Annotated in this window: 12 protein-coding genes; 10 read left to right on the top strand and 2 right to left on the bottom strand. The window is 69.3% G+C overall.

Going from position 1 to position 13,028, the window contains the following annotated elements:
• The first annotated feature begins 186 nt into the window (after window positions 1-186).
• The 4 genes from sucC to MARPU_RS10205 all read left to right on the top strand — a co-directional run bounded on the left by sucC (window position 187) and on the right by MARPU_RS10205 (window position 4,334).
• A complete protein-coding gene (gene sucC / locus MARPU_RS10220; RefSeq protein ID WP_005224301.1) occupies window positions 187-1,371 on the top strand; it encodes an ADP-forming succinate--CoA ligase subunit beta in 1,185 nt (394 codons plus the stop codon).
• Window positions 1,368-2,234, top strand: coding sequence for a succinate--CoA ligase subunit alpha (sucD, locus tag MARPU_RS10215; protein ID WP_005224300.1), 867 nt, complete (start codon window positions 1,368-1,370; stop codon window positions 2,232-2,234). Before sucC ends, sucD begins: the two co-directional genes overlap by 4 nt.
• Before the next feature lie 19 nt (window positions 2,235-2,253).
• Window positions 2,254-3,882, top strand: a complete 1,629-nt coding sequence (locus MARPU_RS10210) for an NAD+ synthase (protein ID WP_025275271.1) — start codon at window positions 2,254-2,256, stop codon at window positions 3,880-3,882.
• A gap of 113 nt (window positions 3,883-3,995) precedes the next feature.
• Window positions 3,996-4,334, top strand: coding sequence for a P-II family nitrogen regulator (locus MARPU_RS10205; protein ID WP_005224298.1), 339 nt, complete (start codon window positions 3,996-3,998; stop codon window positions 4,332-4,334).
• Between the two features lie 99 nt (window positions 4,335-4,433).
• Here MARPU_RS10205 and MARPU_RS10200 read toward each other — a convergent pair whose 3' ends face one another.
• Complete coding sequence (locus MARPU_RS10200; protein WP_005224297.1) at window positions 4,434-5,261, bottom strand: outer membrane protein assembly factor BamD; 828 nt, start codon at window positions 5,259-5,261, stop codon at window positions 4,434-4,436.
• A 96-nt stretch (window positions 5,262-5,357) separates the two neighbouring features.
• Here MARPU_RS10200 and rluD point away from each other — a divergent pair, with 96 nt between their 5' ends.
• The 6 genes from rluD (at window position 5,358) to gshA (ending at window position 12,085) form a co-directional block, all read left to right on the top strand.
• Window positions 5,358-6,341: a 23S rRNA pseudouridine(1911/1915/1917) synthase RluD gene (rluD, locus tag MARPU_RS10195; RefSeq protein WP_005224296.1), complete on the top strand. Its 984-nt coding sequence runs from the start codon at window positions 5,358-5,360 to the stop codon at window positions 6,339-6,341.
• Window positions 6,322-7,086 carry a peptidoglycan editing factor PgeF gene (gene pgeF / locus MARPU_RS10190; RefSeq protein WP_005224295.1) on the top strand — a complete coding sequence of 255 codons (765 nt, stop codon included), beginning with the start codon at window positions 6,322-6,324 and terminating at the stop codon, window positions 7,084-7,086. The genes rluD and pgeF overlap by 20 nt, the downstream gene beginning before the upstream one ends.
• The gene (locus tag MARPU_RS10185; protein WP_005224294.1) at window positions 7,079-7,600 is read left to right on the top strand and encodes a glycine cleavage system protein R; all 522 of its coding nucleotides are present in this window, start codon (window positions 7,079-7,081) and stop codon (window positions 7,598-7,600) included. Before pgeF ends, MARPU_RS10185 begins: the two co-directional genes overlap by 8 nt.
• A gap of 3 nt (window positions 7,601-7,603) precedes the next feature.
• Window positions 7,604-8,131, top strand: coding sequence for a peptide deformylase (gene def, locus MARPU_RS10180; protein ID WP_005224293.1), 528 nt, complete (start codon window positions 7,604-7,606; stop codon window positions 8,129-8,131).
• 199 nt (window positions 8,132-8,330) lie between these two features.
• Entirely contained in the window at window positions 8,331-10,433 is a 2,103-nt protein-coding gene (locus MARPU_RS10175; protein ID WP_005224292.1) for a carboxy terminal-processing peptidase, read from the top strand.
• 68 nt (window positions 10,434-10,501) lie between these two features.
• Entirely contained in the window at window positions 10,502-12,085 is a 1,584-nt protein-coding gene (gene gshA / locus MARPU_RS10170) for a glutamate--cysteine ligase (protein WP_005224291.1), read from the top strand.
• A gap of 87 nt (window positions 12,086-12,172) precedes the next feature.
• Here the strand turns inward: gshA and MARPU_RS10165 are convergent, their stop codons facing one another.
• Window positions 12,173-12,796, bottom strand: a complete 624-nt coding sequence (locus MARPU_RS10165; protein WP_005224290.1) for a hypothetical protein — start codon at window positions 12,794-12,796, stop codon at window positions 12,173-12,175.
• Window positions 12,797-13,028: the final 232 nt, after the last annotated feature.

Genomic DNA, 13,028 nt, shown 5'->3' with positions numbered 1-13,028 from the left:
CGGGAGGCGGGCGGCGTTTTGCCAAAGCCGCTGGAATTAGACCAGAATTGTCGCGTTGCGACCATGGTTGGCATGATGGCGCGCCGCGCACGGCGGCGTCCGCCACCATCGGTTGCGCCCCTTTGTCATCGCGGCGCCCCGGGGCGGGGGCGGCGTCTTCTGTCATCAGCGTGACGACGAGTTTCGATGAATCTACACGAATACCAAGCGAAGCGGCTCTTGCGGGAGCGCGCAATCCCGGTGCCCGACGGCTGCGAGGCACGGACCGTGCAGGAGGCGAGCGCCGCCTGTGAGCGTCTCGGCGGCACGCGGTGGGTGATCAAGGCGCAGATCCACGCCGGCGCCCGGGGCAAGGCTGGGGGGGTGGTGCTGTGCGACGACCCCGAAGCGGTCGCACGCGAGGCGCAACGGCTGCTCGGCAGCCGTCTGGTCACCGCGCAGACCGGTCCGCACGGGCTGCCGGTCGAGACCCTGCTGATCGAGCGTCCGACGGCGATCGCCCGCGAACTCTATCTCGGGGTGCTGGTCGATCGCGCCAGCGAGCGGGTGGTGTTCATGGCCAGCGCCGCCGGCGGGGTCGATATCGAGGCGGTGGCCGCGGCCACCCCCGAGCGCATCCTCCGTCTCGCCGTCCATCCGGCCACCGGGTTGCGGCCCTATCACGCGCGTCGGCTCGGCTACGGGCTGGGGCTCGAGCGCGACCAGATCGCCGCGCTCGGTCGGCTGCTCGCCGCGCTCTACACCCTGGCCATCGACCATGACGCCACCCTGATCGAGATGAATCCGCTGGTGGTCACCGAGGAGGGCGAGTTGGTCGCGCTCGACGCCAAGATCGAACTCGACGAGAACGCGCTCTATCGTCACTCCGCGATCACCGTGCTGCGCGATCCGGGGCAGGAGGACGATCGCGAGGCCGCTGCGCGCGCTCACGCGCTCAACTACATCAGTCTCGAGGGCAACATCGGCTGCATGGTCAACGGTGCCGGGCTGGCGATGGCGACCATGGATCTGGTCAAGCTCCACGGTGGCGCCCCGGCCAATTTCCTCGATGTCGGTGGCGGCGCCACCGCCGAGCGGGTAGCCGAGGCGTTCAAGCTGATCCTGTCCGACCCCAAGGTCGAGGCGGTGCTGGTCAACATCTTCGGCGGTATCGTGCGCTGTGACCTGATCGCCGAGGGCATCATGCAGGCGGTGCGCGAGGTCCAGGTCGCCGTCCCGGTGGTGGTGCGCCTGGAGGGCACCAACGCCGCGCAGGGGCGGGCGCTGCTCGCCGCCAGTGGGCTGGCGCTGGAGCCGGCGAGCAGTCTCAACGATGCGGCGGCCCGGGTGGTCGCCTTGGCGGGCGGCGCCCGCGAGGAGCAGGGGCGATGAGCGTACTGATCGATGCCGACACCCGGGTGATCTGCCAGGGCTTCACCGGTCGTCAGGGCACCTTCCACAGCGAGCAGGCGATCGCCTACGGCACCAATCTGGTCGGCGGCGTGACCCCGGGCAAGGGCGGGCAGCGCCATCTCGACCGGCCGGTGTTCGACACCGTCCACGAGGCGGTGGCCGCCACCGGCGCCGATGCGAGCATGATCTATGTGCCCGCGCCCTTCGCCGCCGACGCCATCCTCGAGGCGGCCGATGCCGGCATCCGGGTGATCGTGTGCATCACCGAAGGTATCCCGGTGCACGACATGCTGCGGGTCAAGACCGTGCTCGCCTGTACCGGAGCCTGTCTGATCGGTCCCAACTGTCCCGGGGTGATCACCCCGGAGGCGTGCAAGATCGGTATCATGCCCGGCGACATCCACAGCCGCGGCCGGGTCGGTATCGTCTCGCGCTCGGGCACCCTCACCTACGAGGCGGTGTGGCAGACCACGCAGGTCGGACTCGGTCAGAGCACCTGCATCGGCATCGGCGGCGACCCCATCCACGGCCTCGACTTCGTCGACTGTCTGGCGCTGTTCGAGAACGATCCTGAGACCGAGGGGGTGATCCTGGTCGGCGAGATCGGCGGCGGTGCCGAGGAGGCCGCCGCGCGTTTCATCGAGCAGCGCATGAGCAAGCCGGTGGTGGCCTACATCGCCGGGGTCACCGCACCCCCGGGCAAGCGCATGGGCCATGCCGGGGCGATCGTCACCGGCGGGCAGGGCACTGCCGAGGGCAAGTTCGCCGCGCTCGATGCCGCCGGTGTGGCGGTGGTGCGCTCACCGGCGCTGATGGGCGCGCGGATCGCCGAGCTGATCTGAAGCCGTGATGATGGAATCGATGAACGCATCGCAACCGACGAGCCGGGTCCGGGTCGTCCAGTGCAACCCACTGGTCGGCGACATCGCCGGCAATGCCGAACAAGTGATCGCGGCGCTGGCACGCGCCCGCGCCGAGGGCATCGACCTGGTGGTCTTGCCCGAGCTGGCGCTCACCGGCTATCCGCCCGAGGACCTGCTGCTGCGTCCGGAGTGCGCCGAGCGGGTCGAGGCGGCGCTGGCGCGCATCCGTGCCGCGAGCACCGGTATCACTCTGGTGTTCGGCTATCCGCGCACCGCTGTCGGCGGACTGTTCAACGTCGCCGGGGTGATCCGCGACGGCGAGACGGTCGTCGAGTACGCCAAGCAGGCGCTGCCCAACTACGGCGTGTTCGACGAGAAGCGCTATTTCCAGCCCGGCACCCTGGCCGGGGTGTTCGAGCACCGTGGGCTGCGGATCGGCCTGAGCGTGTGCGAGGACATCTGGCAGGAGGCGCCGACCCGCCAGGCGGTCGAGGCCGGCGCCGAGCTGCTGGTCAACATCAACGCCTCGCCCTTCCACGCCGGCAAGCGCGTCGAGCGCGAGGCGCTGGTGGCGCGCCGCGCGCGCGAGCACGGGGTGGCGATCCTCTACGCCAATCTGGTCGGCGGTCAGGACGAGCTGGTGTTCGACGGCGCCTCCTTCGCCGTCGATGCCACGGGCAGGCTGGTGGCGCGCGCGCCCTGCTTCGACGAGGCGGCGCTCGACCTGGTGCTCGATGCCGGCGGCGCGCCCGGTCCGGCCCGTGCCGAGCAGCCCCAGCCGCAACCGCTCGAGGGCGAGGCGGCGATCTACCGCGCGCTGGTGCTGGGGGTGCGCGATTATGTGCGCAAGAACGGCTTCAAGGGGGCGGTGCTCGGGCTCTCGGGCGGGATCGATTCGGCACTGACCCTGGCGATCGCGGTCGATGCGCTCGGCGCCGATCGGGTCGAGGCGGTGCTGATGCCCTCGCGCTATACCGCCGAGATCAGCAACGAGGACGCCTTCGAGGAGGCGCGTCGACTCGGGGTGCGGACGCACCAGATCCCCATCGGTCCGGCCTTCGACACCTTTCTCGGGATGCTCGAGCCGGTCTTCGCCGGTGCCCCCGCCGATGTCACCGAGGAAAACATCCAGGCGCGCTGTCGCGGCGTGCTGCTGATGGCGATCAGCAACAAGCGCGGGGCGATCCTTCTCACCACCGGCAACAAGAGCGAGATGGCGGTCGGCTACGCCACCCTCTATGGCGACATGGCCGGTGGTTTCGCGCCGATCAAGGACGTGCCCAAGCAGCTCGTCTATCGTCTCGCCCGCTATCGCAACCGCGAGGTCGAGGTGATCCCGGAGCGGGTGATCACCCGCGCGCCCTCGGCCGAGTTGCGCCCGGATCAGACCGATCAGGACAGCCTGCCGCCCTACGACCGGCTCGACGAGATCCTGCGCCGCTATATCGAGTGCGACGAGGGCGTCGCGGCGATCGTTGCCGCCGGGTACGCGCGCGAGGAGGTCGAGCGCGTCGCGCGCCTGGTCGATCGCAGCGAGTACAAGCGCCGTCAGGCCCCGCCCGGGGTGCGCATCTCCGCGCGCGCCTTCGGTCGCGATCGGCGCTATCCCATCACCAGCGGTTTCTGAACCCCGATGCGAACGCCTGCGAGCCCCGCGCCGCGCCCGGGGCTCGCTGTCTTTTGCCCGGACGCAAACGTATACTCACGGCCAGGCCGTGATCCAAACTCTGGAGAGATTGCATGAAAAAGGTCGAAGCGATCATCAAGCCCTTCAAGCTCGACGACGTCCGTGAGGCGCTGTCGGCGGCCGGCATCACCGGCATGACCGCCACCGAGGTCAAGGGCTTCGGGCGTCAGAAGGGACATACCGAACTCTATCGTGGCGCCGAGTACGTGGTCGATTTCCTGCCCAAGGTGAAGATCGACCTGATCGTCGGCGACGATCAGGTCGAGGATTGCATCAACGCCATCATGACCGCCGCGCGCACCGGCAAGATCGGCGACGGCAAGATCTTCGTCTCCGACGTCCAGCGGGTGGTACGCATCCGTACCGGCGAGGAGGACGAAGCGGCGATCTAGCCGGTTTGCCGAGGGGCGCCCGTCGCCCCACGCATCGTCGGGGATTACGGCCGATCGCTGACGCTGCGTGGGGGAGCAGGTGCTCCGAGGGGCGCGGGCTCAGTTCTCGTCGAGACTGAGATAGTCCCAGACCTTGCGCGCGAGACTGATCTCATCGGGCTTGGGCGTGTCGTCGATGAAGCGCCCGGCCTCGCGGTTGATCTCGAGCACCCGACGCGCGTCGGCGGCCAGTGCCTCCTTGCCGAGCGCCTCGTAGGCGTCGACCATCACCTCCAGGGCGCCCTCCACCGCGCTGGTGCGCTGGAAGCGCTGGATGACGTATTCGGCGCGGTTGGCCGCCGCCAGATAGGCCCCCCGCTTCATGTAGTAGCGCGCGACATTGACCTCGTGCTTGGCGAGGTTGTTGCGCAGATAGAGCATGCGCTGACGGGCATCGGCGGCGTAGCGGCTCTGCGGGAAGCGCTCGACGAGGATGGCGAAGTCCTCGAAGGCGTCGAGCGCCGAGCCGGGATCGCGCTGCGACGGATCGGTGGGGATATAGCGATCGAGGAAGCCGACGCTGCGGTTGTAGTTGACGATGCCCTTGAGATAGTAGGCATAGTCGACGAAAGGGTTCTGCGGATAGAGCTTGATGAAGCGATCGGCCGCGGCCAGCGCCGCTTCCGGCTCGTCGGCGCGATAGTTGGCGTAGGCCGCATCGAGCTGGGCCTGCATGGCGTAGCGCCCGAACGGGTAGCGCGCCTCGAGTTTTTCGTAGTATTCGATCGCCCGTGTATAGTTGCCCGCGTCGAGTTCGGCGGCGGCCTCGGCGTAGAGCTTGGACGCACCCCAGTTCGCGGTCTGGTCGATCTCCTCGCCGAACACGCCGCAGCCGGTGAGCAGCGCGACGAGCAGCAGCGCGGGAAGTCGTGTTAACGTTCTTGGCATGTCCGTGGAATACCTGTTCGAAAATCATCCCAGTATACGCGAAGGCGTTCGCGCCAGCGCCCCCCTTTGCCGTCCCCGATCTCGGGCGGTGCGCACATGAACGGCGGAGTCGCACACCAACGCATCGAGCGTGACCTGGTGCTCGAGGCCGACCACGCCGGACGCCGTCTCGACCAGGTGCTCGCGGAGCTGTTGCCGGAGTTCTCGCGCAGCCGCCTGCAGCAATGGATCGAGTCCGGCGAACTCGTGGTCGACGACCAGCGCCGGCGTCCGCGCGACAAGGTCTGGGGCGGCGAGCGCATCCGGCTCGCCGCCACCCTGGCGCTCGACGAGCGCTGTGTGGCGCAGCCGATCGCGCTCGACATCGTCCACGAGGACGACGCCCTGCTGGTGGTCAACAAGCCCGCCGGGCTGGTGGTGCACCCGGCCGCCGGCAACCCCGACGGCACCCTGCAGAACGCGCTGCTCCACCACGACCCGGGGCTGGCGGCGTTGCCACGCGCCGGGATCGTCCACCGTCTCGACAAGGACACCTCGGGGCTGTTGGTGGTGGCCAAGACGCTCGCCGCCCACCGCTCGCTGGTCGAGCAGCTGCGGCTGCGCGAGGTCCATCGCGAATATCGCGCCCTGGTGATCGGCGAGTGTGTCGCCGGCGCTCGGGTCGAGGCCCCGGTGGGGCGCCACCCCACCCAGCGTACGCGCATGGCGGTGGTCGCCGGCGGGCGCCCGGCGGTGAGCCACTACCGGGTGCTCGAACGCTTCCCCGGCCACACCCTGCTCGCCGTCGAACTCGAGACCGGGCGCACCCACCAGATCCGCGTGCACATGTCGCATCTGCGTTATCCCCTGGTCGGCGACCGTCTCTATGGCGGTCGTCCACGCCCGCCGCGCGGCTGCAGCGAGGCGCTGCGCGGGGCGCTGCAGCGCTTCCCGCGCCAGGCGTTGCACGCCATCCGGCTCGGGTTGCGCCACCCCGAGGACGGGCGCGAGCTGCACTGGGAGGTGGCGATGGCCGCTGATCTGGAGGCGCTGCTCGCGCAGCTGCGCGAGGAGGGCGGGGATGACGCCGATCCGGCCTGACTGGCCCGCCCCGGCGCGGGTGCGCGCGCTCTCGACCACCCGCGCCGGTGGCCTCAGCGAAGCCCCCTACGCCGGACTCAATCTCGCCACCCATGTCGGTGACGATCCGGCGCGGGTGGCGCGCAACCGCGCCCTGTTGCGCGCCCAGGCCGGGTTGCCCGAGGAGCCGCTGTGGCTCGAACAGGTCCACGGCTGTGTCGTCGCCGACGACACCGCCGCACCCGGCTGCCGGGCCGATGCGGCGGTGAGCCTGCGCCCGGGACGAGTCTGCGCGGTGCTCACCGCCGACTGTCTGCCGCTGTTGCTGTGCGATCGTGAGGGCACCCGGGTGGCGGCGGTGCATGCCGGCTGGCGCGGTCTGGCCGACGGGGTGATCGAGCGCGCGGTCGCGACGCTGGCGATTGCGCCGGCACGGCTGCTCGCCTGGCTGGGACCGGCGATCGGCCCGGACGCCTTCGAGGTCGGCCCCGAGGTACGCGAGCGCTTCGTCGACCTCGATCCGGCCGCCGCGACGGCCTTCCGCCGGGGACGCGACGACCGCTGGTTGGCCGACCTGTTCGTGCTTGCCCGTCAACGATTGGTGGGCGCCGGAGTCACGGCGGTTTACGGCGGCGATCTGTGCACCCATATCGATCCCCAACGATTCTTTTCTTACCGGCGCGACGGTGTCACCGGTCGGCAGGCGAGCCTGATCTGGCTCGATCCGACCGCCGCCGCGCCCACTGGAGACCCTGAACATGTCTGATTGGATGATGCTGACCCTGGTCGGTGCCGACCGCCCCGGGATCGTCTCGCGCGTCACCCGCGCGCTCTGCGGTGTCGGTTGCAACCTCGGCGAGGCCTCGATGCTGCGTCTCGGCGGCAACTTCACCATCATGATGATGGTCGCCACCGAGCAGCCCGAGTCAGCGCTGCGCGCGGCGCTCGCGCCGGTGGCCGATGAACTCGGGCTGCGCCTGCACATCGATACCGTCAACGGCGAGCTGCACCAGCACCTGCTGCCCAACGTCCAGGTGCGGGTGAGCGGGGCCGATCGCACCGGCATCGTCGCCGACGTCACCGAGGCGTTGGCCGCCGAGGGCTTCCACATCCTCGAGCTGGAGTCGGACGTCGCCGGCGACAGCGCCAGCCCGCTCTACATCATGAACATCCAGGGTCACAGCGAGCGGCCCGTGGAGGTGCTGGTCGAGGCGCTCGCCGGACTGGATGCGCGCGGCGTCTCGGTCGACGTCGCCGCCATCGACCTGATGATCGGCTGAACGATGGCGATACTCGACATACTGAAACTCCCGGACCCGCGGCTCAAGCAGGCCTCGACCCCGGTCGAGCACTTCGACGCCGCGCTGCGCGACTTCGTCGCCGATCTCGAGGAGACCCGCCAGGACGGCCCCGCCGCCGTCGGCATCGCCGCGCCCCAGGTGGGGCGCTTCGAACGCATCGTGATTGTCGACTGCTCGTCGCGACCCAAGACCCCGAATCACGGCAACCTGGTGCTGATCAACCCCGAGATCGTCCACTGGGAAGGCTACGAGATGGGCCGCGAGGGCTGTCTGTCGGTACCCGACTACACCGGCAACGTGATCCGCGCCACCCAGATCCGGCTGCGTGCCCAGGACCCCGAGGGCGCGGTCCACGAGTACGAGATGGAGGGCTACGAGGCGCGCGCGGTGCAGCACGAGATCGACCATCTCGACGGCATGCTGTTCGTCGACCGGGTGGTGAGCCGACGCACCGATCTGTACCAGCGCAAGACCTACGCCAAGAAGAAGAAATCCAAGCCGGCGGCCTGAGCGCGTCGGTGACGATCACGGGGGCGCGCTGGCGGCGGCGTTGCGCCGGCGCGTTGAAGCCCTCGATAATCGGCCTTAATTCGACCCCATGGGACGGGGTGTCGAGAGCTGTCCGCGCGGCTCTCGTCGTCGCGCTCGCGCCACCCCTCCGCCAACCGTCAGCCCCCGCCACGCGGGGGTCCGAACACGAGTACCGCTCATGAGACCGCGTCCCCTCCGGTATCCCTTCCTCATCGCCTTGCTGCTGACCGCGGGGCTGGCCGTCGCCTCGCCGCGACCGGTGGCGCTCGCCGACCTCTATCCGGTCCCCGAGCAGACCAAGTCGGCGGTGGTCATCAACAAGGTGCTCGAGCGTTACCACTACCGCAAGCTCTCGCTCGATCCGGCCTTCGCCCAGGCGGTGCTGGCGAACTATCTCGACGCGCTCGATCCGAGCAAGTCGTTCTTCCTCGCCCGCGATGTGCGTCGCTTCGAGGACGGCGGCCGTCGACTCGACGAGCGGCTGCGCCGGGGTGAACTCGACACCGCCTTCGACGTCTTCCGCCTCTATCGCATGCGTGTCGACGATCGTGTCGACTACGCGCTGCGACTGCTGCAGGGCGACTTCGATTTCACCCGCGACGAACACTACGACCTCGAACCGGCCGAGGACGCCTGGGCCGAGGACGGCGCCGCGCTCGACGAGCGCTGGCGCAAGCGGGTGAAGAACGACTTCCTGGTGCTGCGCCTGGCCGATCGCGACGACGCCGATATCCGCGAACGCCTGCGCAAGCGCTACGAGGGGCTGGCGCGACGCATCGAGCAGTTCGACCGCGACGACGTCTTCCAGGCCTTCATGAACGCCTACACCCTGGCGCTGGAGCCGCACACCAGCTACATGTCGCCGAGCACCTCGGAGAACTTCGACATCAGCATGAAGCTCTCGCTCGAGGGCATCGGCGCGGTGCTGCGCGCCGACAACGAGTACACCGTGGTGCAGAGCACGGTGCCCGGCGGCCCGGCGCGCGAGTCGGGGCAGGTGCACACCGGCGATCAGATCGTCGGTGTCGGCCAGGGACTCGACGGTCCCTTCGAGGACGTCGTCGGCTGGCGTCTCGAGGACGTGGTGGAGAAGATCCGCGGTCCCAAGGGCTCGGTGGTGCGGCTGCAGCTGCTCTCCAAGGGCGCCGGGGTGAGCGCGCGGGCGCGCGAGGTCGCGCTGGTGCGCAACGAGATCAAGCTCGAGGACCAGGCGGCCAAGAGCTATGTCATCGACGATCTCGAGGCCACCCCTGGGGTGCGCGTCGGGGTGATCGAGATCCCCGCCTTCTATCGCGACTTCCAGGCCGAGGGCGAGGGGCGGCGCGATTTCCGCAGCACCACTCGCGATGTGCGCGCACTGATCGACGATCTGGTGATGCAGGGCGTCAGCGGCTTGCTAATCGATCTGCGCACCAACGGCGGCGGCTCGCTGGCCGAGGCCACCGCACTCACCGGACTGTTCATCGACACCGGGCCGGTGGTGCAGGTCAAGGACGCCTTCGGTCGCGTCGAGGTCGAGTCCGACCCCGAGTCCGGGGTGCTCTATACCGGTCCCCTGGCGGTGCTGGTCGATCGCGACAGCGCCTCGGCCTCGGAGATCTTCGCCGCGGCCATCCAGGACTACGGGCGTGGCTGGGTGATCGGCGAGCCGACCTTCGGCAAGGGTACGGTGCAGACCCTGATCGATCTCAACCGTTATGTCCCCGGCGAGCAGACCGATCTCGGTCGACTGCGCCTGACCATGGCCGAATTCTTCCGCATCAGCGGTGGCAGTACCCAGCTGCGCGGGGTCGAGCCCGACATCCGCTTCCCCACCGCCGATACCGTCATCGACCACGGCGAGCGCGCGCTCGACAACCCGCTGCCGTGGACGCGGATCTCACCGGCCGACTATCGCTATCTCGACATGGCCGACGGGGTCGAGACCCTGGTGCGCCAGTCGCAGGCGCGCATCGCCGACGACCTCGGCTTCCGCATGCTCACCGAACGCGGCAAGCTGCTGCGCGAGATGGAGGAGCGCACCCAGGTCTCGCTCAACGAGGCCCAACGGCGCGCCGAGGACGAACGGCTGGAGTCGGCCTTCAAGGCTCATCAGGACCGTTTCCTGCGCGCCCAGGGCATCACCCCGGTCGACGAGGACGCCGACCCGATCGACGAGGACGCGCTCGAGACCCAGCGCGAGGCGATCTCGCGCATCCAGGTCGAGGAGGCCGCGCGCATCCTCGCCGATGGCATCCTGCTCGGTCGTCATGCCCAGCCGCGCGCGGCGATGACCAACTGACGTCGCGCCTCCTGGCCGGACGCCGGCGGCGTCCGGCCGATTCCCCCGCAAGACTCAAGGACACCCCTTTGAACGACCCCCGATCGATCTACGCGCGCCGTGTCGAGCGACTCGCCGGTGCCACCGTCCCGCTGTTCGCCGGCAACCGCGTCGGACTGGAGAAGGAGGGGCTGCGCGTCTCCGCCGGCGGCCAGCTCGCCGCTACCGCGCATCCTGACGCGCTCGGCGCCGCGCTCACCCATCCCTACATCACCACCGATTTTTCCGAGGCGTTGCTCGAGCTGATCACCCCGGCGCTGGCCAGCGCCGAGGAGGCGCTCGACTTCCTCGCCGACCTCCATGCCCATGTCCATCGTCATCTCGACGACGAACTGCTGTGGGCGACCAGCATGCCCTGTGTGCTCGAGGGCGGCCGCCGCATCCCGCTGGCGCGTTACGGCTGCTCCAACGCCGCGCGGATGAAGACCGTCTATCGGCGCGGCCTGGGCAACCGCTACGGGCGTACCATGCAGGTGATCGCCGGGATCCACTACAACTTCTCCTTCGGCGAGGCGTTCTGGGACCGGCTCCAGGCGATCGAGGGCGAGCGCGGCGATCCACGCGCCTTTCGCGATCGCATGCAGATGGGGATGCTGCGCAACCTGCAGCGCATCGGTTGGCTGGTGCCCTATCTGTTCGGGGCCTCGCCGGCGATCTGCGCGAGCTTCGTGCAGGGGCAGGAGACCGACCTCGAGTACTTCGACGACACCACCCTCTACTACCCCCATGCCACCTCGCTGCGCATGGGCGATATCGGCTATCAGAACCAGCAGGAAGAGGGCACCGGTATCAAGGCGAGCTACGACAGCCTCGCCGACTATGTGCGCACCCTCACCTGGGCGATCGAGACCCCCTGTCCCGAGTATCAGCGCATCGGCGTCAAGGTCGGCGATCGCTACGAGCAGCTCAACGCCAACGTGCTGCAGATCGAGAACGAGTACTACAGCACGGTGCGTCCCAAGCAGCTCACCGAGTGGATGGAACGCCCGACCCTGGCGCTCGCCCGTCGCGGCATCCGCTATGTCGAGCTGCGTTCGCCCGACATCGATGTGTTCGAGCCGACCGGGGCGAGCGTCGCCCAGCTCCATTTCATGGAGTTGCTGATGCTCCACTGCGTGCTCGCCGAGAGCCCGCTGATCGATGCCGCCGAGCGCCGCGCGATCGACACCAACCTGGTGCTCACCGCGCACCGCGGGCGTGAGCCGGGACTGACGCTGGTGCGCGCCGGGCGCGAGACACGACTGCGCGACTGGGCCGAGGAGCTGCTCGATCGCTTCGCCGCACTCGCGGTGTTGCTCGACGGCGGCGAGGACGGGCCGCGCGCAGCGAGTCTGCGGGCTCAGCGCGACAAGGTGGCTGATGCTGATGTCACACCCTCGGCGCGGGTGCTCGCCGAGATGCGCGCCCACGGCGAGGGTTTCTTCGCCTTCGCCCAGCGGATGTCGAACGCGCATCGCGCGTATTTTCAGCAGCGGCGTCCGAGTGCTGCGCACCAGGCGCTGTTCGAGCGCTTGGCGCACGACTCGCACCAGCAGCAGCGCGCGCTCGAGGAGAGTGAGGAGGAGAGCTTCGACGACTTCCTGGCGCGCTATTTCGCCCAGGGGGGGGAGTAGGGCAGGCGCTCGGGCTTTAGTTCCAGCCGGGCAATCCGTGGGCGCCGAACCCCGGCCGCGCCGGGGCGCGGCCGGGGCGAGCGGCGGTCAGTCCTCGGACGGAGCGCCCTGTGCCGCCTGGGCGTTCGCTGCGGGGGCGGCCGGATACATCGATGCGCGCTGGGGATAGGCGGGCATCATCGCCTGGATCGCGGCGCGGCGTGCCTCCATCGCCTCGCGCACCTTGGTGCGGTAGGTCTCGATCGCCTGACGACGGGCCTCGATGTCGGCGTCGCGCGCGGGCATCTCGGGGCGCTGGCCGTAGGCCGGCGGGGTCGGGTACTGATCGAAGGCCGGCGGCTCGGGCAGGTCAGCCATGCCGGGGATCTCGGGCATGCCAGGCATCTCCGGCATGCCAGGCATTTCGGGCATCTCCGGGTATTCGCCGAAGGCGGGCATCGCCGGCGGTGCGGGCATGTCGGCGAAGCCCGGGGGCTGCTGCGGCATGGCGAAGGCGCCTGCCTGTTGCTCCATGAAGCGGCGCTGTGCCTCCATCGCCTGCTCGATCGCCCGGGCCTGGCGCTCGGCGAAGGCCTGCTGCTGCTCGGCCAGCGCCTGCTGCTGTTGCGGGGTGATGGGCGCCGGGTAGTAGGGCGCGCCGTACCAGGCGTTGGCGGCGGTAGCGGTGGCCCCGAGGACGAGGATGGAGGCTGCTGTAAGGAGTCTGGACATTGAACACACCTTTGGTTGCGAAGATTGAGTCGAGTCGATCGCGGGGAGGCCGTGCCCTCGGCCAGATGGCCGACGCGCGGCGTCCCCCGGACACCACAGGCTCGGTCAGCGCAATCGTCGTGGGCACGCCGCTCGGTGCGCATCCTCGGGACTGGCTCGGACATCCCTGTCGTGTCGATCTTCTTGTGCGTGCGTCGCGCCGGATCCGGGTCAGCGGCTTGACGCCTGCGCT

The organism is Marichromatium purpuratum 984 (assembly GCF_000224005.2).
Lineage (GTDB): Bacteria > Pseudomonadota > Gammaproteobacteria > Chromatiales > Chromatiaceae > Marichromatium > Marichromatium purpuratum.
This window is presented reverse-complemented; position numbering and strand designations above follow the sequence as displayed.

What these genes read in the sequence shown, in the direction of transcription:
- rluD (WP_005224296.1), top strand. Translation starts at nt 5,358, where the DNA reads ATGAACGGCGGAGTCGCACACCAACGCATCGAGCGTGACCTGGTGCTC.
- sucC (WP_005224301.1), top strand. Translation starts at nt 187, where the DNA reads ATGAATCTACACGAATACCAAGCGAAGCGGCTCTTGCGGGAGCGCGCA.
- MARPU_RS10205 (WP_005224298.1), top strand. Translation starts at nt 3,996, where the DNA reads ATGAAAAAGGTCGAAGCGATCATCAAGCCCTTCAAGCTCGACGACGTC.
- pgeF (WP_005224295.1), top strand. Translation starts at nt 6,322, where the DNA reads ATGACGCCGATCCGGCCTGACTGGCCCGCCCCGGCGCGGGTGCGCGCG.
- def (WP_005224293.1), top strand. Translation starts at nt 7,604, where the DNA reads ATGGCGATACTCGACATACTGAAACTCCCGGACCCGCGGCTCAAGCAG.
- MARPU_RS10200 (WP_005224297.1), bottom strand. Translation starts at nt 5,261, where the DNA reads ATGCCAAGAACGTTAACACGACTTCCCGCGCTGCTGCTCGTCGCGCTG.
- MARPU_RS10175 (WP_005224292.1), top strand. Translation starts at nt 8,331, where the DNA reads ATGAGACCGCGTCCCCTCCGGTATCCCTTCCTCATCGCCTTGCTGCTG.
- MARPU_RS10210 (WP_025275271.1), top strand. Translation starts at nt 2,254, where the DNA reads ATGAACGCATCGCAACCGACGAGCCGGGTCCGGGTCGTCCAGTGCAAC.
- MARPU_RS10185 (WP_005224294.1), top strand. Translation starts at nt 7,079, where the DNA reads ATGTCTGATTGGATGATGCTGACCCTGGTCGGTGCCGACCGCCCCGGG.
- MARPU_RS10165 (WP_005224290.1), bottom strand. Translation starts at nt 12,796, where the DNA reads ATGTCCAGACTCCTTACAGCAGCCTCCATCCTCGTCCTCGGGGCCACC.
- sucD (WP_005224300.1), top strand. Translation starts at nt 1,368, where the DNA reads ATGAGCGTACTGATCGATGCCGACACCCGGGTGATCTGCCAGGGCTTC.